Below are 19,856 nucleotides of genomic sequence, written 5' to 3' on the forward strand. Positions count from 1 at the left end.
TAAGTTCAAAAATTGGGAATTAGCACAGTATGATAGCACAATTAGTGCACATCACGCCAATACTCTTTCTTCAGTAGCACAACAACAATCGTGAAGATGACTAGGAAAGCCATTACCCACCAACCTAGCGCATGACGCTCTAGTTTCACTGGGTCACCTGAGTACTCCAAGAAGTTAACCAAATCACGTACTGCTTGGTCGTACTCTTCATTGTTTAGCTCACCGGTACCATCAGCTTCTATGCCAACCACTTTTGTCACTTCTTTGCCATCTACGACATGAGTTTCAAAAACTGGCTTAGGAATGCCTTGCAGCTCTTCTAGTACATGAGGCATACCAACACTTGGGAAAACAATGTTGTTAACACCAAACGGACGGCTTGGGTCCTCATAGAATGAACGTAGGTATGTGTATAGCCAATCCGTACCACGAACACGAGCAACCAGTGTTAGATCTGGCGGTGGAGCACCAAACCATTTCGCTGCTGACTTCTCAGGAATCGAGTTTTCCATCAAGTCACCCACTTTCGCTTCTGGATCAAAGATTAGATTTTCTTTAAGCAGTTCAACTGGGATACCAATGTCACGAGCGACACGCTCATAACGTTGGTATTGAGCTGAGTGACAGCCGAAACAGTAGTTCATAAACAGTTTCGCACCGTTTTGCAGTGAAGCTTGGTCACTCAGATCATTGTTTGCTTTATCAAGTGGTACGTTCGCACCCGCTGCCATCGCCAATGAAGGCAGCATTGCAAATAAAATTACAATCCATTTTTTCATTTGAATGTCACCCTTTCTGGTAGTGGCTTAGTCGCTTCGTTCTTACTGTAGAAGTACAGCAGTACGAAGAACATGAAGTAAGCTAAGCTGAAGATCTGAGCTAATAGCGTGTATGTTGGTGTTGCTGGTAGCGCACCAAGAATACCCAACGCGATAAAGCTGATCGTGAACTGGATGATATTGAATAAATGGAACTTACTGCGGTAGCGGTAAGAACGTACACGACAACGGTCTAACCAAGGCAGTACAAATAGAACCGCAATCGATGCACCCATCGCGATAACACCTAGTAGCTTATCCGGAACCGCACGTAGAATCGCGTAGAACGGAGTAAAGTACCATACAGGAGCAATGTGCTCAGGTGTTTTCAGTGGGTTTGCTGCTTCAAAGTTAGGTGGCTCAAGGAAGTAACCGCCCATCTCTGGGTTGAAGAACAGCACATAACAGAAGAAGAATAGGAAACCGGCTACACCAACCATATCTTTCACAGTCCCGTACGGGTGGAAAGGAATAGAATCGATGATGTCGTATTTCTTAGTGTAATCGTTATGGAATGGGAACTGAGTCTTGTAGTCATCGCCCATAGTACCTTTAGGTAGCTTAGTTTCGATACCATCAGGGTTGTTTGAACCTACTTCGTGCAGTGCTAGTACGTGAAGAACGATTAGCAGTAATAGAACGATAGGCAGAGCAATTACGTGTAGTGCAAAGAAGCGGTTTAGCGTTGCACCAGAGATAACGTAGTCACCACGAATCCATAGCGTTAGGTCATCACCAATAACAGGAATCGCACCAAATAGAGAAATGATTACCTGTGCACCCCAGTATGACATTTGTCCCCAAGGTAGTAAGTAGCCCATGAAAGCTTCTGCCATCAACACTAGGAAGATAAGCATACCGAATATCCACAGTAGCTCACGAGGCTTCTGGTAAGAACCGTAGATAAGACCGCGGAACATGTGCAGGTAGACAACAACGAAGAAGGCTGACGCACCTGTAGAGTGCATATAACGCAGCAACCAACCGTATTCAACATCACGCATGATGTATTCGATTGAGGCAAAAGCTCCGTCACCAGAAGGAACGTAGTTCATTGTTAACCAGATACCGGTTAGGATTTGGTTAACCAAGACAAGCATCGCTAGCGAGCCAAATAGATACCAGAAGTTAAAGTTCTTTGGCATCGGGTACTCAGAAAGGTGCTTCTTGTACGCATTCATTGCGGGTATGCGTTTTTCTACCCAATCAAGTAGAGCTTGCATTATGCCTCCCCTTCTTCGTCAACACCGATAATAATCTTGGTATCACTTAAGTATTGGTGCTTTGGAACAACTAGGTTTAATGGCGCTGGTACGCCTTGGAAAACACGACCTGCCATGTCGAACTTAGAGCCGTGACACGGACAGAAGAAACCTGATTTAACACCCTGAACTTGCTCATTAAAACTGTCAGGCAAATACGTTGGAGAACAACCAAGGTGTGTACAGATACCTACCGCAACAAAATACTCTGGCTTAATTGAGCGATAAGCATTCTGAGCATAAGTTGGTTGTTGTTCTTCTGCTGAAGATGGGTCGCGTAGCTGACCATCGATAGCTTTTAATCCTTCAACTACAGACTGTGCACGACGGACAACCCATACAGGTTTACCACGCCATTCAACACGTACCATTTGCCCTTCTTCAAGTTTACCGATATCAACTTCAACAGGGGCACCTGCAGCTTTGGCTTTTTCACTTGGGTTCCAAGATTTAATAAAAGGAACGGCGACAGCAGCTGCTCCTAAACCACCCACAACGGCTGTTGTAGCGGTTAAGAAACGTCTGCGACCGTTATTTAAAGGCGCATTGCTCATCCAAACATTCTCCCATTTGCTCCTTGTGGATTTATTGTTATTCCGCTTAAAGAGCATGGCTAACAAAATACGAATTTAGTTGTATTTATTTGATGCCAAATGATAAATAAAACCCTACTTTTTGACAAGATAAAGCTACCTTTTTGTAACATTTGTGAAGCGAATCGCCAGTGAGGTCACAAAAGGAGGATAAGTAAGAGAAATCAAATGATAAGTGGCGCTAGGAAAGGATTTTTTTAACGGACAAAAACAAAAAAGCCTGGCAAGAAGCCAGGCTTTTGGTACCACGTTCCAATGTAAACATTGGAAGCGAATCTTTTCGAAAAAAGATTAACGCTTAGAGAACTGTGGACGACGACGTGCTTTACGTAGACCAACTTTCTTACGTTCAACGCAACGAGCGTCACGAGTAACGTAACCCGCAGCACGTAGAGTAGGACGTAGAGACTCATCGTATTCCATTAGAGCGCGAGTGATACCGTGACGGATAGCACCTGCTTGACCAGAAATACCGCCACCTTTAACAGTAACGTATAGGTCTAGTTTCTCAGTTAGTTCAACTAGCTCTAGAGGCTGTTTAACAACCATGCGAGAAGTTGGACGACCGAAGTACTCATCAAGGCTACGCTTGTTGATTACGATGTTGCCGCTGCCTGGTTTAACAAAAACACGTGCAGCTGAGCTTTTGCGACGGCCAGTACCGTAGTATTGATTATCTGCCATTGTTCGAAATCCCCGATTAGATGTCTAGTACTTGAGGTTGTTGAGCAACATGGTTGTGCTCAGCGCCAGCGTAAACTTTCAGCTTACGGTACATAGCACGGCCAAGAGGACCACGTGGTAGCATACCTTTAACTGCTAGCTCAAGAGCCATCTCTGGCTTGCGATCAATTAGCTTCTCGAAGCTGATTGATTTTAGGCCGCCAGGGAATTCAGTGTGACGGTAGTAAATCTTACCTTTAGCCTTGTTACCAGTTACAGTAACTTTCTCCGCGTTAACAACGATGATGTAATCACCAGTGTCACAGTGTGGAGTGTATTCAGCTTTGTGTTTGCCACGTAGGCGAGATGCAATTTCACTTGCTAGACGGCCAAGAGTTTTACCTTCAGCGTCTACAACGTACCAGTCGCGTTTTACAGTTTCTGGTTTAGCAACGAAAGTTTTCATGCTAATAATAACCCGTTCAATAATTAAATTTACACTTAAGGAGCTTTCGCTCCCACTGACTAAGAGTCCAGTTAACACCCCTTCGAGTGATTGGCACTCTCGACCCGTTATGTCGAAATACCTTCGATAATAAGGTCTGCAGTAACGGTGGGTCGCAGGATTATAGAGAAGTCAGTAGAAAAAATCACCTCTTTTCGCGTGAAAATTTCATTTTTTTTCAATTGAGCACAGTTCGCTTCCGCCAGCTATGCTAAATGTTCTTTCGCCAAGTAATCATGACTTTGCATTTCAATCAAACGCGACTGACAGCGTTTAAATTCAAACTCCAATTGACCACCCGCATAAAGCGCTTCCAAAGGCACTTCCGCAGATATAATCAGTTTGACATGACGTTCATAGAACTCATCGACCAGAGCAATGAAACGTCTGGCAGCATCATCTATGGTGCGATCCATTATTTGCACATCCGCTAGCAATACGGTGTGATAGATACGCGACATCTCTATGTAGTCATTTTGGCTGCGCGCAGATTGGCATAGCTGTGCAAAGCTGGCGTGTAACACATCTTCAGAAGCTTGAATGACATCAATCTCTCGATGATTTATCTCGATACTCTGAGCCCCTTTCTTCCCTTCCCCAACGAGCTGTTCGTAATAGTGGCGCAGGTTTTTATCGGCTTGCGCATCTAACGGAGAGTGGTAGATCTCGGCTTGTTCTAGAGTTCTCAAGCGGTAATCAATCCCACTATCAACATTCAACACGCGGCAGTTTTTCTCGATCAATTCAATCGCAGGAAGAAAACGAGCACGTTGCAATCCATTACGATACAAATCTTGCGGCGGAATATTCGAAGTCGCGACTAAGATAACCCCACGCTTAAACAGAGCTTGGAACAGAGTGCCCAGAATCATGGCATCAGTAATGTCTGAAACAAAAAACTCATCGAAGCAGATGATCTCAGCCTCAGACTTAAATTTGTCAGCCACCAACTCTAGTGGGTCATTCACATCACCTAATGCATTTAACTCATCGTGGACACGATACATAAAGCGGTGAAAATGGACGCGCATTTTCTTTTCTGTGGGTAGAGCCTCAAAGAAGGTGTCAACCAGGTAGGTTTTACCACGCCCTACTCCGCCCCAAAAATAGAGACCTTGGGGTGCCTGTGGTAGCTCAGGCGCTTTTTTACTAAACCAAGTTTTCCATCCGCTCGGCTTTTCTACCGGCGTGTTAACGTAGTCGATGAATTCATGGTAGAGATTATCTAAGGCTGTAACCGCTTGAAGCTGCGCGGCATCCTTTTGAAAACCATGTTGTTTTATATCGTTGTTATAGATTTCTAATGGCGTCATTGCTTCTTTACCTACTCAAGAAGACTGTCAAACTGCTATGTAGAGCACATGCATTTTTCTTTATTGGCTTAAGTTCTCATAGTACCATGTCAATTGAACATGTGTAACTAACCAGTAAAAAACATGTTAAATAACAATGATAAGGAGCAATTATGCCTTGGATTTATGCCCTCGTAGGTTTGCTTGTTGGTACGATTTTAGGTGTTGCGATTTCTCGCCTGACAACACCAGGATACAAGAAGCAAAAAAGCGTTCAAAAAGATCTCGACAACGCAAAATTTGAATTAGAGCAGCAAAAACAAGATCTTGCAGATCACTTTGCGCAAACAGCGGAAATGTTGGATTCACTAGGTAAAGAGTACACTAAGCTGTATCAGCATATGGCGAAGACGTCTTCAGAGCTTTTACCAAACATTCCCGAGCAAGATAACCCATTCGTGAAGAAGATCGTTCAGCAGTCTGATTCAGAATCAGTTGAAAATAACGATGTTGATATTCAACCGTTAAGCGAAGCACCTAAGGATTATGCGTCAGGTTCAACGGGTTTATTAAAAGAGCAGAAAAAAGAAATTTTAGATTCTCAAGATGTTGTTTCAGCTAAAGCGTCATAATTGAAATCTATCTTTGATGAACTTTGCAAAGGTTTTTAAGTCATAACTCCTACAAGTGACCATTAAAATCTGATTTTTCGTACAAATGTCAGTATTAGGTCCTTAACCAACTAGGAGTATCCGATGAAAAAACCTTTGCTTGCTTTAACCGTCCTGTCATTAAGCCTAAGTTCAATCATCACACCAATGCAGGCTACAGCCGCTTTGCCTTTTACGGTTGATGGCGAACAGTTACCAAGCTTGGCTCCAATGCTTGAAAAAGTGACCCCTGCTGTCGTCAGTATCTCAGTAGAAGGAACCCAAGTATCCAAACAACAAATTCCTGATCAGTTCCGTTTTTTCTTCGGGCCTGACTTCCCAACCGAACAACTCCAAGAACGCCCATTCCGTGGATTAGGCTCGGGTGTCATCGTTGACGCTAAGAAAGGCCACATTGTTACTAACTATCACGTAATCAACGGCGCAGAAAAAATCCGCGTTAAACTGCGTGATGGTCGTGAATACGATGCTGAGTTGGTAGGTGGCGACCAGATGTCAGATGTCGCACTACTCAAGTTGGAAGAAGCGAAAAACCTGACCGAAATTAAGATCGCTGACTCAGACAAATTGCGCGTTGGTGATTTCACCGTAGCCATTGGTAACCCATTTGGTCTAGGGCAAACCGTAACCTCGGGGATTGTGTCTGCGCTAGGTCGTAGTGGTCTTAACCTAGAAAATTTTGAGAACTTTATCCAAACCGACGCAGCTATCAACAGCGGCAACTCGGGGGGAGCTCTAGTTAATCTTAACGGTGAACTGATTGGTATTAACACCGCTATCTTAGGCCCCAACGGCGGTAACGTCGGTATCGGCTTTGCGATTCCATCCAACATGATGACCAACCTAACCGCGCAAATCTTAGAGTTTGGTGAAGTCAAACGCGGCATGCTCGGCGTACAAGGTGGCGAAATCACCTCTGAATTAGCAGAAGCTTTAGGATACGAATCAAGCAAAGGCGCATTTGTTAGCCAAGTCGTTCCAGACAGTGCTGCAGATAAAGCAGGGCTTGAAGCAGGCGATGTTATTGTCTCTGTCAACGGTAAAGCGATTAATTCATTTAGCGAACTGAGAGCAAAAGTCGCCACCTTAGGTGCAGGTAAAGAGATCTCACTTGGCGTCGTGCGCGACGGTAAGAAGAAATCATTCGATGTCACCTTAGGTGAGCAAACTAACATGAAGACGACTGCTGATAAGCTACATGAAGGCTTGTCTGGTGCTCAGCTAACCAACACCAATGCGAGTGACTCTGTGCAAGGAGTTAAAGTTACCTCAGTAGAAAAAGGCTCTAATGCTGAAGCTTATCAGCTGCAAAAAGATGACATCATTATTGGCGTTAACCGTCAACGAGTGAAAAACCTTGCTGAGTTTAGAAAAGTGGTAGAGAAGCAATCAGGAGTACTTGCACTCAATATCCAACGTGGAGAGCGTAGTATCTATCTTGTTATTCGATAAACGCCATTGATAAAAAACGCGATATTGGCTTGAAAGGACAGCGGTAGTACCCGCTGTCCTTTTGTTATTTTCTCATCTAGTGCTATTCTTCACCAACTTATCCATTTTATGACCTTGACGAGGAAAGCATGCTGCAATTTTTGTTGCGTTCTATTGGCTTAGGCTTAGCAACTGCTGCTCTGTTATTAATCGCTGTACCGTCTTTGCGGTCCAACATCCTTCCTCAAACCAATCAATCCACTGTAACTGACTATTCACAGGTTCAGGTGTCATTCAATCAAGCCGTTCGAAAAGCCGCTCCTGCTGTGGTGAATATTTATAGCCGTAAGTACCAAGAGAGCGATCGTTCCAAACTGCTTACCCAAGGGCTAGGCTCTGGTGTCATCGTCAGTGATAAAGGCTATATCATTACCAACTACCACGTCGTTGCACAGGCCGATCAAATTATCGTTGCGCTGCAAGATGGCCGAGTGGCTGCCGCTCAATTAGTTGGTAAAGACCGTAGAACCGATATCGCCATTCTGAGGGTTGAAGGCGAGAACTTACCTGTTATTCCACTTAATCCTGAATACTCGCCGAAAGTCGGTGATATTGTTCTGGCAATTGGTAACCCGTACAACCTTGGTCAAACCACCACTTTCGGTATTATCTCTGCCACTGGCCGCTCTTCAATCAGCGCCGATGGTCACCAAGCGTTTATCCAAACCGATGCCGCAATCAATGAAGGTAACTCTGGTGGCGCCTTGGTCAATACGCGTGGCGAGCTAGTCGGAATTAACACTGCTTCATTCCAACAAGCCACTGAGCTGGAAACTTACGGTATTTCGTTTGCCATTCCATACGCACTGGCCAATAAAATCATGCAGAAAATCATTGCCGATGGTCGAGTGATTCGCGGCTATATCGGAATTGATGGACAAGATATTAACTCAGTTACCTCACGTCTATTAGGTAACGAACATCTAGGCGGCATTGTAGTATTAGGTATTGACCCTAACGGCCCTGCGGCAGATGCTGGATTTGAAGCTCAAGATATTATCTTGAAAATTGATGGTCAGAAGATCAATGGACGTCAAAGCGTGATGGACATAGTCACCGAGTTAAGACCAGGTACCATTGTTGATGTGCTAGTACTGCGTAAAGGAGTTGAGAAAACCCTTAAAGTCACCATTGAAGAAGATACGCGCGAATAAGCTTTAGAGTGTGTTGACCTAACAAATACGATGAAAAATAAAAACCCATGCTAGGCATGGGTTTTTTTGTTCTATTCAGACGCTTCGTTTTCAGGCTCCGGGGTTGAACCAGACTCAACCTCAATACGAGTTACGCGCTGAAGACCTCTAGGCAACAAGCCACCTCGACGTCCACGCTCTCCGCGGAAATTCTCTAGGTCTGCCGGTTTTAATCCAAGTTTACGTTTACCCGCATACAGAGTGACCGAGCTCCCTTGAGGCAGAGCAATGAGGTGAGAAACAAGCTCTTCACGCTCTTTCGCTTTTGCAGCTGGAATGTTAATAATCTTATTGCCTTTACCTTTACCAAGCTGCGGCAGATCCTTGATTGGGAACAGCAACATACGACCTTGGTTAGTAATCGCTAAGATTTCGTCGGCGTCTAAATTGCCCACCGTTTGTGGTGAAAGCACTTCAGAATTCTGCGGCAGTGTCACCAAAGCTTTACCACTGCGGTTTTTCGACAGTAAGTCACTTCCCTTACAAACGAAACCATAACCCGCGTCAGAACCGACTAACCACAGTTGCTCTTCTTCGCCCATAACAACATGACGAATATTGGTCCCTGCGCTAATGTTCAAGCGACCTGTAATTGGCTCACCTTGACTACGCGCAGATGGCAATGAGTGAGACTCTAAAGAGTAGCTTCGACCATCACTGCCAAGGAACACAGCTTGCTGATTACTCTTACCACGAGCATGGGCAAGGTATTTATCGCCCGACTTATAGTTCAAACCATCAGCATCCACATCATGCCCTTTAGCATGACGAATCCAACCTTTCTCAGAAAGAACAACCGTAATTGGTTCACTAGGGACTAAATCACGCTCTGTTAGCGCCTTAGCTTCTGCGCGCTCAACCATTGGCGAACGGCGATCATCACCGTATTTATCAGCATCCGCTTTGATTTCTTTCTTCAGAAGAGTGTTAAGACGACGCTCAGAGCCTAATAGTTGCTCTAGTTTTTCACGCTCTTTTTCTAACTCATCTTGCTCACCGCGAATCTTCATCTCTTCCAATTTCGCTAAGTGGCGAAGTTTGGTATCGAGAATCGCATCTGCTTGAATATCGGTAATACCAAAACGTTCCATAAGCACCGCTTTAGGATCGTCTTCAGTACGAATGATCTCAATCACCTCATCGAGATTAAGGTATGCAACCAACAAACCTTCCAAGATGTGCAAGCGAGCCATGACCTTATCTAAACGGTGTTGCAAACGACGACGTACAGTTGCACGACGGAATTCGATCCATTCAGATAGAATTTGAACGAGTCCTTTCACCTGAGGACGGTTGTCCAAACCAATCATGTTTAGGTTTACACGGAAGTTCTTTTCAAGATCGGTCGAGGCAAATAGGTGATTCATCAACTGGTCACAGTCAACGCGGTTTGAACGCGGTACCACCACGATACGAGTTGGGTTCTCGTGATCGGATTCATCACGTAGATCGTCAACCATAGGCAGTTTTTTAGCGCGCATTTGGTTAGCGATTTGCTCTAGTAGCTTAGCGCCAGACACTTGGTGTGGCAGAGCGGTAATGACGATCTCTGAACCTTCTTTGTGCCATACTGCGCGCATTTTAATGCTGCCACGACCAGTACGATAAATCTTCTCTAAATCTGCTTTAGGCGAAATGATCTCTGCTTCTGTTGGGTAATCTGGCCCCTGAACAAAGTTCATTACATCCGCAAGTTCAGACTTTGGATTGTCGATCAGATGAATCGTCGCTTCAGCCACTTCACGTACGTTGTGTGGCGGAATGTCCGTTGCCATGCCTACCGCGATACCTGTCACACCATTAAGCAGGATGTGAGGTAAACGCGCTGGTAACATTTGCGGCTCTTTCATCGTGCCGTCAAAGTTAGGCTGCCATTCAACGGTGCCTTGGCCTAATTCGCCAAGCAGAACTTCGGCAAACTTAGAGAGTTTTGCTTCGGTATAACGCATTGCCGCGAATGATTTAGGATCATCAGGCGCACCCCAGTTTCCTTGACCATCTACGAGTGGATAACGGTAAGAGAATGGCTGAGCCATCAATACCATTGCTTCGTAACAAGCCGAGTCCCCGTGTGGGTGGTACTTACCTAACACGTCACCAACAGTACGTGCCGATTTTTTGTATTTTGCCGCTGCCGAAAGACCAAGCTCCGACATTGCGTAGATAATACGACGCTGAACCGGTTTTAAACCGTCACCAATATATGGCAACGCACGGTCCATAATGACGTACATTGAATAGTTAAGATAAGCGTCTTCGGTGAACTTGCGCATTGGCAACTGTTCAACGCCATCAAATGTAATTTCAGTAGACATCCGTTAAACCTCTGCCATGTCGCCGTTGTTTTGTAACCAAGAGCGACGATCATCAGCACGCTTCTTACCAAGCAGCATATCCATCATTTCCATGGTGGCTTGGTTGTCATCAATGGTTAGCTGAACTAAGCGACGAGTATTCGGATCCATCGTCGTTTCTCGAAGTTGCAGCGGGTTCATCTCACCCAAACCTTTGAATCGCTGTACATTGATTTTTGCTTTCTTCTTCGATAAGCGCTCTAGAATGCCCTCTTTCTCATCGTCATCAAGGGCATAGAACACTTCCTTACCACAGTCGATACGATAGAGAGGAGGCATAGCTACATAGATATGACCCGCTTCAACCAGAGAGCGGAAGTGACGCGTAAATAGCGCACAAAGTAGCGTTGCGATATGCAGACCATCCGAGTCCGCATCGGCAAGGATACAGATCTTACCGTAGCGAAGACCTTCAAGATTCTCGCTATCTGGGTCAATACCTAGCGCCACTGAGATATCGTGAACTTCTTGAGAGGCAAGCACCTGATCAGGAGAGACTTCCCAAGTATTGAGAATCTTACCGCGTAATGGCATTACTGCTTGGAACTCACGGTCACGAGCCTGCTTGGCTGAGCCACCTGCCGAGTCACCCTCGACGAAGAAGATTTCAGTGCGGTTTAAGTCTTGAACAGAACAGTCCGTCAGCTTGCCTGGTAGAGCTGGGCCTGAAGCCACTTTTTTACGCACAACCTTCTTGCTTGCGCGCATTCGGCGGTGTGCGTTTGCGATACACACTTCAGCCAGTTGCTCTGCTAATTGTGGTTTTTCATTCAGCCACAGACTGAAAGCATCTTTAACCACACCAGAAACAAAAGCAGCGGTTTGGCGAGAAGATAAGCGCTCTTTCGTCTGACCTGCAAACTGAGGATCTTGCATCTTAACCGATAAAACATAGGAACAGCGGTCGAAGACGTCGTCACCGGTTAACTTAACACCACGTGGCAGCAGGTTGCGGAATTCACAGAACTCTCGCATCGCATCAAGCAAACCTTGGCGCAGACCATTAACGTGGGTACCACCTTGCGCGGTAGGGATCAGGTTAACGTAGCTTTCGGTGATCATCTCACCGCCTTCTGGCTGCCAGATAACAGCCCAGTTAGCCGCTTCGGTTTCCGCCGAGAATTCGCCCGTAAATGGTTCTTCTGGGAGAACGGTATAACCTTTAACGCCTTCCGCTAGGTAATCTTTTAAACCGTCTTCATACAGCCATTTGTAGTCATTGCCATTTACTTTATCAGTAAAAGTAATTTCTAAGCCCGGACAAAGGACAGCTTTCGCGCGTAAGTTATTAACTAAACGAGTAACCGAGAAGTTTGCCGAGTCAAAGTACTTCGCCTCAGGCCAGAAATGAACACTGGTACCTTTATTGCGACGGCCGCATGTCCCGGTAACCGTTAAGTCAGACACTTTGTCACCGTGTTCAAATGCAATTTCGTACACTTGACCATCACGGCGCACCGTCACTTCCACGCGCTTAGACAAGGCGTTTACCACGGAGATACCAACCCCGTGTAGACCACCAGAGAATTGATAGTTTTTATTCGAGAACTTACCACCTGCGTGAAGCTTACATAGAATAAGCTCCACACCAGAGACTTTCTCTTCTGGGTGGATGTCTACAGGCATACCACGACCATCATCGATCACTTCGAGTGATTGGTCAGCATGCAAAATTACTTGAACCTTTGAAGCGTGTCCGGCGAGCGCTTCATCGACACTGTTATCGATGACTTCTTGGCCCAAATGGTTTGGGCGCGCTGTATCCGTATACATCCCTGGTCGGCGACGTACTGGCTCCAAACCATTAAGAACCTCAATGGCTCCAGCATTATATTGTTCAGTCATAATACGGAATATCGTTATAAAGAATAAAAAGGTTACTTGTTGGGTGATGGATAAGGCGTTGGCTCACAATGGGAGCATTGACTGTTGGCAGTCGTCCATGCGGCCACTATCTAATTGCGTCAAACCCACACAAGTACTGGTGAGACATAGTCTGGAACAGACCCAATTATGTCAAGAGAGATAACTAAGTAACAAGCAAAATTATGACTCTTCCCTCAATGAGGGTCAGAGTTGTAAGAATTCTATGATTTGAGCAGGATAGCGTTCGAAATCAACAAAGCTATGATCACCGCCCAGTTCAACGGTCTGCTTCGCCCCACAAAAGTGCTCAACCGCTTGCTTATAATCTAACACTTCATCTTCGGTTTGTTGCAACAACCAAAAATCAGACGGTGTGGCTATTTTGGGCGTATCGAGTGTTTTTAACTCTTCGATATGTTTCGCCTCAAGCACATAGCGCTCTTTAGTGTATGGGTTTTCTTGTTCACCTAAATAGTCGACAAGCAGCTCGTAGGGCTTCACTGCTGGATTCACCACCACGGCTTTAAAGCCAAACTGTGCATTGAGCCACATTGACATGTAACCGCCTAAAGAGCTGCCAACCAAGCCAATGGTATAGTCACCTTTATACTGGTTAACAATATCGAGAAGGTGCTGGGCAGCTTGCTGTGGAAAGCAAGGCAAACGCGGCGTCACTAATTTAATATCAGGTCGATTTTCTAGGCAATACTCCTTCATCACATTGGCTTTGTGCGATAAAGGTGAGCTGTTAAAACCATGAATATAAAGTAGTAATGACGGTTTCATTGCGCTCCCTTAATAACCCGCTGAGTTAAAATCCGGTTGAAAACTGCCATAAGGTAGACGTTTGACTTGCGTGGTTAACTGGCCATCACTATGCAGCTCTAGCTCTCTCCATCCAGGGGAAAGCGTATCCAGAGCAAAATCATCGCTATTTGGCTTGAACTGCACACACGTTGAAGGGGTCGCCATCACACGCACTCCCTGATGCAACACATTCATATCCTGATGTACGTGGCCACACAGTACCGCCTTAACGTTGCTGTACTTTTCAACAACCTCCCAAAAATGATGAGCATCTTTTAGCGTGTGCTGATCTAACCAACGGCTACCTACCAATATTGGGTGGTGATGAAGCAGCACCAAGGTATGTCTTTGTGGATATTGAGAAAGTTTATCTTCAAGCAGAGCGAGCTGTTGATCACTTAAGCGTCCATGCGGCACACCAACGACTTGTGAGTCTAGCAGGACCATTTGCCAATGTTCGCCAAGCAAAACATGCTCAACTTGTTTTATTTGAGTCGATGGCAATACCGAGTTCATGCTTGGTTTGAAGTCATGATTGCCCGGCAACCAGAAACAGGTGTTCTTCAGCGGAGCAATGCCTTGCTCAAAACGCTGGTAGGACTCAGCAGTGTGATCCTGAGAGATATCTCCGGTCGAGATAACCGCATCAAAACTTTGATTTTCTTCGACGATCGCCGCTACCACAGCATTAAAACTGTCTAATGTATTTACGCTGAGCAGACTACCATCCACTGGCTCAAACAAATGAGTGTCAGTAATCTGAAGTAGCTTAATACTGTCGCTATTTGATGAACTTGACGTTACTTTCAAAACAAAAAACCTAAATATTCAATGGAGTGCGGCTAATACCCTGCTTTAAACAAAATGAAAGCCAATCACCTAAAAAGCGGTTAAGTTGCACCTTCTCATCTTGTTGTAGCATTTTATCGTTCGGGTAATCATATCGGGCATTGACACGTTTCAAGTGGTCACAAGCAGAGACTTCTGCTACGCGAGCATCGTGATAGAGCCTGACAGACATTGTCGGCAATGGAAACACTGGAACGTCATCGCTTTGACAAATATCGACCAAAGTTGTGTACTTTGTGACTTCAACCACTTGAATCTGATAGGTCAAATAAGCAGCTTGATAGCAACGTACATCACCCACACTCGGTTGATTAGGCAACAAAGCGTTAAGCTTGGCGTAATTTGTTTCGTAAGTCCGCATCAAATCAGCAAGATCAACATGATACGGTTTCTTTAGTGCTACTTGTGCCATTGTTCCTGTAATCTGTGATGGTTTAACTCTAGCCACTGCAACGCAATGATAGAGGCACCATTTTCAAATTTTCCTTCTACTACCCATTGATACGCTTGTTGGCGGGAAATAACGTGTACACGAATATCTTCCCCTTCATAGTCTAAACCATGAACGCCATACGCTGTACTCGCATCCACTTGACCAACAAAAACATCTAATTTTTCAGAGCAGCCGCCCGAAGATGGGTAGTAAGAGGTCACTTTTTCCAGTTTCCCCACTTCAATGCCCGCTTCTTCTACGGCTTCGCGCCTTACAACATCCTCGGCCTCTTCGCCTTTATCTATCATGCCCGCGACAATTTCTAACTGCCATGGACTGCGGTGCTCTAAGGCACCAACACGGATCTGTTCAATAATGACAACCTGATCCCGAACTGGATCATAAGGCAACATTGCAGCAGCATGTCCACGCTCGAACATTTCGCGCTCTATCGGCTCACTCCACCCGCCTTCAAACAGCTTATGCTTGAAGCGATACTTAATCATTCTAAAAAAACCCTGAAACAGTGTTTCTTTTGAGATTATTTCCACATCTTGGGGAGTAAACTGCTGATGTTGGTTGTCAGACTGTTGCATTTGGCACCTCTCTGAGTGAATCTTATAGTTTACGCAGACAAAAGCTTAACTTCCAAGGACATGGCTCAACTTTTTATACAATTTTTATAGTTTAAGTTAAATTGATGAATTATTTTTATTGCACAAGCGGACAGTTAAGTGTAAAACTTTGCAAAGTTTTTGAGTGAATTGCCATCAATTGAGTTAAACTCTTGAAGACAAATATTTTTCGCATTTGGCAGGAATAGGACCTATGAAAAAACTGCTTCCACTTATTATCAGTGCAGCACTAGGCAGCCTAAGCACAAGCGCTTTCGCTGACACTCTGACGGACATCTACAATCAAGCAAAAGAGAACGATCCAACGCTACTAAGCGCTGCGGCAAAGCGTGATGAAGCATTTGAAGCAGTGACTTCTAGTCGTGCAGCTCTGTTGCCACAAATTGATTTAACAGCGGCTTACGATCTTAATCGCGGCGAACGAAGCAATGTAAACAATGATTCTAACGCTTGGAACGCAGGTATTGGCTTTAAGCAAGAACTATATAATCGTTCAAGTTGGGTAACATTAGATTCAGCAGAAAAGTCAGCACGTCAAAGTGATGCTTCTTATGCAGCAGCGCAGCAAGCACTCATTCTACGTGTTTCGACAGCCTACTTTGACGTACTGCGCGCGCAAGATAACCTAGTCTTTGTTCAAGCAGAAAAAGCCGCCGTTGGCCGTCAGCTAGAGCAAACTAAGCAGCGTTTTGAAGTGGGTCTATCTGCAATTACCGACGTACATGACGCGCAAGCTCAATACGATTCTGTGTTAGCCGATGAAGTTCTAGCGCAAAACAACCTAGTCAATAGCTACGAAGGTCTACGTGAAATCACCGGTCAAGAGCACTCTAACCTAGATATTCTTGATACGGCACGTTTCTCTGCACAAAAAACATCTGCAGCTATAGATGAACTAGTAAGAGAAGCAGAAGAAAAAAACCTAAGTCTTCTATCAGCGCGTATTACTCAAGATATTGCTAAAGACAATATTACGCTGCAAAGCTCTGGTCACTTACCGACTCTAACATTAGACGGTGGCTATACACTGGCGGAGCAAACGAACAGCTCAAGTGATTTTGATTCTGATAACTTGAATGTTGGCTTGAATCTAAATGTTCCGTTGTATCGCGGTGGTGCAACAACCTCGCTAACCAAACAGGCTGAGTTTAACTATGTCTCTGCAAGCCAAGACCTAGAAAAAACTTACCGCAGCGTTGTTAAAGATGTTCGCGCATTCAACAACAACATCAGCGCTTCAATCGGTGCACTTCGCGCTTACGAGCAAACTGTAGTTTCTGCGCAGTCAGCTCTTGAAGCGACGGAAGCAGGTTTTGATGTAGGTACTCGTACTATCGTTGACGTTCTAGACTCAACTCGTCGTCTATATGATGCGAACAAAAACCTATCGAACGCTCGTTACGATTACATCCTAAGCGTACTGCAGCTACGTCAAGCTGTCGGTACTCTGAGCGAGCAAGATGTACTAGATGTGAATGCGGGTCTAAAGACAGCAAGCAACTAATCTAGCTGATTGAATGAAAAAGGCTTGCTCCGATATGTGAAGCAAGCCTTTTTATTTATCTGCTATTAGATTGGAATCTAATAAACCGTATCAATCTTGACGTTCTTTTCTACCAACCATTCCACTTGGCCGTTATTGTTGAGCATTAAAGCAACATTCACTGGCTTAGCAGCATCAATAGGGAACTGCCATACAAAGGCAACTTCCCACTGATTTTGATTGTGTGTACGTAGCTCAAGTAAGTCACCATCAATCTGCCACGTCTCTTCACCCTGTTGAATAGAGATGCTTTCTACATCAAGTTCAGCCGGAAGGGTTTTATCAGACTCAAGATACAGAGCCCCATGTAAGGTGTTGTCTTGAACCTCACCGATAGTTGGCATTTTATTCAGCCAAAGGTTACTTTTTAGCGATACGGTCGCCTCAGAAATAACAACTTGATTGTCTTGCTCCCACCCAACTGGCTCTGAAGCACAACCTGCTAGTAGAGCGGCACTTAATGACACCAATGCTAATTTTTTCATCTCTTTCACCTCTGACGTTACGACTGTTGTGCTAACCATTCTTTAAGTATTTGAATATCATTTTTATATTCATTCTTCATTTCTTCAACCCAATCATCAATATTTTCCCACCAAGCAGGTAAATCTGGTGATTGAGCTTTCTGAGCGACGCTTTGAATGTGCTTTAATCCAATAGAGCCTGCCGCACCTTTAATCTTATGCGCTTCAGACACAATGCCTTCTTGATGCTTAGCGATCATGTTTGAGTCGAGAACTTGCAGATAGTCAGGCATCATCTCTTCAAACATAGTGATGCTATCCAGTACAGGCTGAGAACCGACAATGCCGACATACGACTCAAGCATATCAAGGTCAAGTACGCGAGAGTAGATCTCGCCTCCCTCAATAACAGGCTCTTCAATCACAACTTCAGCGACCTTATCTGCCACCTCTTGCTGAGTAAACTTGGCTAACACGTCCTGAACCGCAGTCACCGAAAGCGGCTTACTGATAGCATCGTCCATTCCTCTATCAAGGTATTCTCGTTTGTTTTTCAGCACATTGGCCGTTAGAGCAACCAGTGGCGGTAAATCAGAATAGGTACGTCTGAAGTACTCAGCAATATCGAAACCTGTCATATCTGGTAGTTGAATGTCGAGGAACACTAGGTCATAAATTTCAGGGTCGAACATCTCCATCGCTTCCGCGCCATTCATCGCAACGGAAACTTCATGCCCCATACTCTCAAGTAATGATCGAGCAACAGTAATATTGAGTTCAATATCTTCAACCATAAAGATATTCAGCTCTTGCGACTGATTAATGACCTCCGCTGTAGGTTGTTCGCTTTCTGCCAACGGGACTCGAATCGTAACAGTGAAGGTACTGCCAAAACCTTCTTCACTTGAAACGGTAATGTCACCATCCATCATATTGATCAGCTGTTTCGAAACCGCTAAGCCAATACCCGTTCCTACGGCATGAAGATTATCTTTACCTGATTTCACCTGATAATACATTGCGAAGATCTTATCCAGTTCAGCGTCTGGGATACCAATTCCACTGTCCTCGATTTCCATTGTGATATGTGCGTACTCTTCATCAACTTCAGAGCTGACCGTCATTACAACGCCGCCCTCTTTAGTAAATTTCATTGCATTGCTTATCAAGTTCCATAGCACCTGGCGCAAACGGGTCGCGTCAACTTCAATCGCAGTCGGCAATTCGCTCAAGCGCTCAAGATCAAATCTCAGCCCTTTTTGCGATGCCATAAGTGCGGAAATACTCTCCATTTCAGCGACAAACTCTTCGAAGTTCAGCGCTGCAGGGAAAAGCTCTAGCTTACGGCGATCGAATTTATCCATATCGATAATGTCATTGAAAATGTTACCCAGCGTAATCGCACTGACATTGATCGTTTGCATATGATTGCGCTGCTCGGCAGTCAACTGAGTATCAAGTAGCATGCGGCTTAAACCAACAATGCCGTTGAGCGGCGTTCTTAGTTCGTGACTGATTGTAGAAATAAAGGTTGTCTTATCACGGCTCGCCTTTTCAAGCGACTCTTCATGACGCTTACGCTCGGTAATATCACGACCAAAACCAACTAGCCCTAAGTGTCGACCATCTTTGCTGTAAAACGGCACCTTACGCAGCTCGAAGTAGTTACGGCGACCATCTGGATACTCAAGCCACTGTTCATACGTAAGGGCTTGGTTGTCGGAGAAGACCTTTTGGTCAGTATCGACAATTTGCTGCGCAACCTCTTTACTGTAGACATCCCAAGGTGTTAAGCCTACTAACTGACTCTCTTTCTTACCGGTCAACTCTTCCATTGCGCGGTTACAACCGGAGAAAACACCTTCAGCATTACGGTAATAAATAAGGTCGGGAGAGGCATCAATAAATGAGCGCAGCAGTGCAGTTCTTTCTGCAAGCTCGACTTGAGTTTTTTCACGTTGATAGACCTCATTCTCAAGATCTTTCATCGCTTCTTCGCGAGCTTCTTCCGCCTTGATCCTTTCTTCGATCTCTTGATTGAGCTTAGTTATATTTTGCTGAAGCTTATTGTTGAGCTCTTGGTCACGCGAGCGCATATCTTTGAGCTTAGACACTAACTTTGAAAGTCGTTGGCGTGACTCTTCCAGTTGATCAACGACCACGGATAAGAAATAGACCGCCCAGGGGGTAATCAGAAGACCGAAGAATACTGAGCGAACAATATCAATATCATCGACATGGCCACTCAAGACTAGGGTAATACCAACCTGCACCACAACAGCGAGAGCAACGAGGGCAAGAGCGAGAAGAATAGAGAAACGGAGGATGCCCAACTTAACCAGCAGATCGACATAGTATTGGGCAAGATTTTTAATCGGCTTCATTGAGAGCTCCGCACGAAAACATATGACTAAATA

The 19,856-nt window shown here is 44.9% G+C and carries 18 protein-coding genes; 4 read left to right on the forward strand and 14 right to left on the reverse strand.

Annotated elements, in window-relative coordinates; all coding sequences use genetic code 11:
- Positions 1 to 41: 41 nt before the first annotated feature.
- The 6 genes from AC5O63_RS14220 to zapE form a co-directional block, all read right to left on the reverse strand.
- Positions 42 to 779, reverse strand: coding sequence for a cytochrome c1 (locus tag AC5O63_RS14220; protein ID WP_004744969.1), 738 nt, complete (start codon positions 777 to 779; stop codon positions 42 to 44).
- A complete protein-coding gene (locus tag AC5O63_RS14225) occupies positions 776 to 2,041 on the reverse strand; it encodes a cytochrome b (RefSeq protein WP_004744970.1) in 1,266 nt (421 codons plus the stop codon). The genes AC5O63_RS14220 and AC5O63_RS14225 overlap by 4 nt, the downstream gene beginning before the upstream one ends.
- Entirely contained in the window at positions 2,041 to 2,634 is a 594-nt protein-coding gene (petA, locus tag AC5O63_RS14230; RefSeq protein ID WP_004744971.1) for a ubiquinol-cytochrome c reductase iron-sulfur subunit, read from the reverse strand. Before petA ends, AC5O63_RS14225 begins: the two co-directional genes overlap by 1 nt.
- Positions 2,635 to 2,964: 330 nt before the next feature.
- Entirely contained in the window at positions 2,965 to 3,357 is a 393-nt protein-coding gene (rpsI, locus tag AC5O63_RS14235) for a 30S ribosomal protein S9 (protein ID WP_004415472.1), read from the reverse strand.
- Between the two features lie 16 nt (positions 3,358 to 3,373).
- Positions 3,374 to 3,802, reverse strand: a complete 429-nt coding sequence (gene rplM, locus AC5O63_RS14240) for a 50S ribosomal protein L13 (RefSeq protein ID WP_004744972.1) — start codon at positions 3,800 to 3,802, stop codon at positions 3,374 to 3,376.
- Between the two features lie 245 nt (positions 3,803 to 4,047).
- Positions 4,048 to 5,154 carry a cell division protein ZapE gene (gene zapE / locus AC5O63_RS14245; protein WP_171323078.1) on the reverse strand — a complete coding sequence of 369 codons (1,107 nt, stop codon included), beginning with the start codon at positions 5,152 to 5,154 and terminating at the stop codon, positions 4,048 to 4,050.
- A gap of 152 nt (positions 5,155 to 5,306) precedes the next feature.
- Between zapE and zapG the strand changes: the two genes are divergently transcribed.
- From zapG to degS, 3 genes are all read left to right on the forward strand, one after another.
- A complete protein-coding gene (gene zapG / locus AC5O63_RS14250; RefSeq protein ID WP_494505405.1) occupies positions 5,307 to 5,765 on the forward strand; it encodes a Z-ring associated protein ZapG in 459 nt (152 codons plus the stop codon).
- 123 nt (positions 5,766 to 5,888) lie between these two features.
- Positions 5,889 to 7,256: a DegQ family serine endoprotease gene (locus AC5O63_RS14255; protein ID WP_494505406.1), complete on the forward strand. Its 1,368-nt coding sequence runs from the start codon at positions 5,889 to 5,891 to the stop codon at positions 7,254 to 7,256.
- Between the two features lie 128 nt (positions 7,257 to 7,384).
- Positions 7,385 to 8,449, forward strand: coding sequence for an outer membrane-stress sensor serine endopeptidase DegS (gene degS / locus AC5O63_RS14260; RefSeq protein WP_494505407.1), 1,065 nt, complete (start codon positions 7,385 to 7,387; stop codon positions 8,447 to 8,449).
- A 71-nt stretch (positions 8,450 to 8,520) separates the two neighbouring features.
- Here the strand turns inward: degS and parC are convergent, their stop codons facing one another.
- The 6 genes from parC to nudF form a co-directional block, all read right to left on the reverse strand.
- Positions 8,521 to 10,803 carry a DNA topoisomerase IV subunit A gene (parC, locus tag AC5O63_RS14265; RefSeq protein WP_494505408.1) on the reverse strand — a complete coding sequence of 761 codons (2,283 nt, stop codon included), beginning with the start codon at positions 10,801 to 10,803 and terminating at the stop codon, positions 8,521 to 8,523.
- Between the two features lie 3 nt (positions 10,804 to 10,806).
- Positions 10,807 to 12,687, reverse strand: coding sequence for a DNA topoisomerase IV subunit B (parE, locus tag AC5O63_RS14270; protein ID WP_004744978.1), 1,881 nt, complete (start codon positions 12,685 to 12,687; stop codon positions 10,807 to 10,809).
- A gap of 225 nt (positions 12,688 to 12,912) precedes the next feature.
- Positions 12,913 to 13,494, reverse strand: coding sequence for an esterase YqiA (gene yqiA / locus AC5O63_RS14275; protein ID WP_171323087.1), 582 nt, complete (start codon positions 13,492 to 13,494; stop codon positions 12,913 to 12,915).
- 9 nt (positions 13,495 to 13,503) lie between these two features.
- Positions 13,504 to 14,325 carry a 3',5'-cyclic-AMP phosphodiesterase gene (gene cpdA, locus AC5O63_RS14280; protein WP_171323089.1) on the reverse strand — a complete coding sequence of 274 codons (822 nt, stop codon included), beginning with the start codon at positions 14,323 to 14,325 and terminating at the stop codon, positions 13,504 to 13,506.
- A 10-nt stretch (positions 14,326 to 14,335) separates the two neighbouring features.
- Positions 14,336 to 14,776: a DUF1249 family protein gene (locus tag AC5O63_RS14285; protein ID WP_004744981.1), complete on the reverse strand. Its 441-nt coding sequence runs from the start codon at positions 14,774 to 14,776 to the stop codon at positions 14,336 to 14,338.
- Complete coding sequence (gene nudF, locus AC5O63_RS14290; RefSeq protein WP_004744982.1) at positions 14,764 to 15,393, reverse strand: ADP-ribose diphosphatase; 630 nt, start codon at positions 15,391 to 15,393, stop codon at positions 14,764 to 14,766. Before nudF ends, AC5O63_RS14285 begins: the two co-directional genes overlap by 13 nt.
- 232 nt (positions 15,394 to 15,625) lie before the next feature.
- Here nudF and tolC point away from each other — a divergent pair, with 232 nt between their 5' ends.
- Positions 15,626 to 16,936 carry an outer membrane channel protein TolC gene (tolC, locus tag AC5O63_RS14295; protein ID WP_494505409.1) on the forward strand — a complete coding sequence of 437 codons (1,311 nt, stop codon included), beginning with the start codon at positions 15,626 to 15,628 and terminating at the stop codon, positions 16,934 to 16,936.
- Positions 16,937 to 17,013: 77 nt separating this feature from the next.
- On the opposite strand, the gene AC5O63_RS14300 is transcribed toward tolC, so the two are convergent.
- Positions 17,014 to 17,460, reverse strand: a complete 447-nt coding sequence (locus AC5O63_RS14300; protein WP_004744984.1) for a hypothetical protein — start codon at positions 17,458 to 17,460, stop codon at positions 17,014 to 17,016.
- Between the two features lie 17 nt (positions 17,461 to 17,477).
- Entirely contained in the window at positions 17,478 to 19,823 is a 2,346-nt protein-coding gene (arcB, locus tag AC5O63_RS14305) for an aerobic respiration two-component sensor histidine kinase ArcB (RefSeq protein ID WP_494505410.1), read from the reverse strand.
- Positions 19,824 to 19,856: the final 33 nt, after the last annotated feature.

The sequence above is a fragment of the Vibrio sp. SCP2 genome, assembly GCF_059295395.1.

Bases quoted from the DNA above. Each gene is read 5' to 3' on its own strand.
- AC5O63_RS14220 (WP_004744969.1), bottom strand. From the start codon at position 779: ATGAAAAAATGGATTGTAATTTTATTTGCAATGCTGCCTTCATTGGCG.
- AC5O63_RS14225 (WP_004744970.1), bottom strand. From the start codon at position 2,041: ATGCAAGCTCTACTTGATTGGGTAGAAAAACGCATACCCGCAATGAAT.
- petA (WP_004744971.1), bottom strand. From the start codon at position 2,634: ATGAGCAATGCGCCTTTAAATAACGGTCGCAGACGTTTCTTAACCGCT.
- rpsI (WP_004415472.1), bottom strand. From the start codon at position 3,357: ATGGCAGATAATCAATACTACGGTACTGGCCGTCGCAAAAGCTCAGCT.
- rplM (WP_004744972.1), bottom strand. From the start codon at position 3,802: ATGAAAACTTTCGTTGCTAAACCAGAAACTGTAAAACGCGACTGGTAC.
- zapE (WP_171323078.1), bottom strand. From the start codon at position 5,154: ATGACGCCATTAGAAATCTATAACAACGATATAAAACAACATGGTTTT.
- zapG (WP_494505405.1), top strand. From the start codon at position 5,307: ATGCCTTGGATTTATGCCCTCGTAGGTTTGCTTGTTGGTACGATTTTA.
- AC5O63_RS14255 (WP_494505406.1), top strand. From the start codon at position 5,889: ATGAAAAAACCTTTGCTTGCTTTAACCGTCCTGTCATTAAGCCTAAGT.
- degS (WP_494505407.1), top strand. From the start codon at position 7,385: ATGCTGCAATTTTTGTTGCGTTCTATTGGCTTAGGCTTAGCAACTGCT.
- parC (WP_494505408.1), bottom strand. From the start codon at position 10,803: ATGTCTACTGAAATTACATTTGATGGCGTTGAACAGTTGCCAATGCGC.
- parE (WP_004744978.1), bottom strand. From the start codon at position 12,687: ATGACTGAACAATATAATGCTGGAGCCATTGAGGTTCTTAATGGTTTG.
- yqiA (WP_171323087.1), bottom strand. From the start codon at position 13,494: ATGAAACCGTCATTACTACTTTATATTCATGGTTTTAACAGCTCACCT.
- AC5O63_RS14285 (WP_004744981.1), bottom strand. From the start codon at position 14,776: ATGGCACAAGTAGCACTAAAGAAACCGTATCATGTTGATCTTGCTGAT.
- nudF (WP_004744982.1), bottom strand. From the start codon at position 15,393: ATGCAACAGTCTGACAACCAACATCAGCAGTTTACTCCCCAAGATGTG.
- tolC (WP_494505409.1), top strand. From the start codon at position 15,626: ATGAAAAAACTGCTTCCACTTATTATCAGTGCAGCACTAGGCAGCCTA.
- AC5O63_RS14300 (WP_004744984.1), bottom strand. From the start codon at position 17,460: ATGAAAAAATTAGCATTGGTGTCATTAAGTGCCGCTCTACTAGCAGGT.
- arcB (WP_494505410.1), bottom strand. From the start codon at position 19,823: ATGAAGCCGATTAAAAATCTTGCCCAATACTATGTCGATCTGCTGGTT.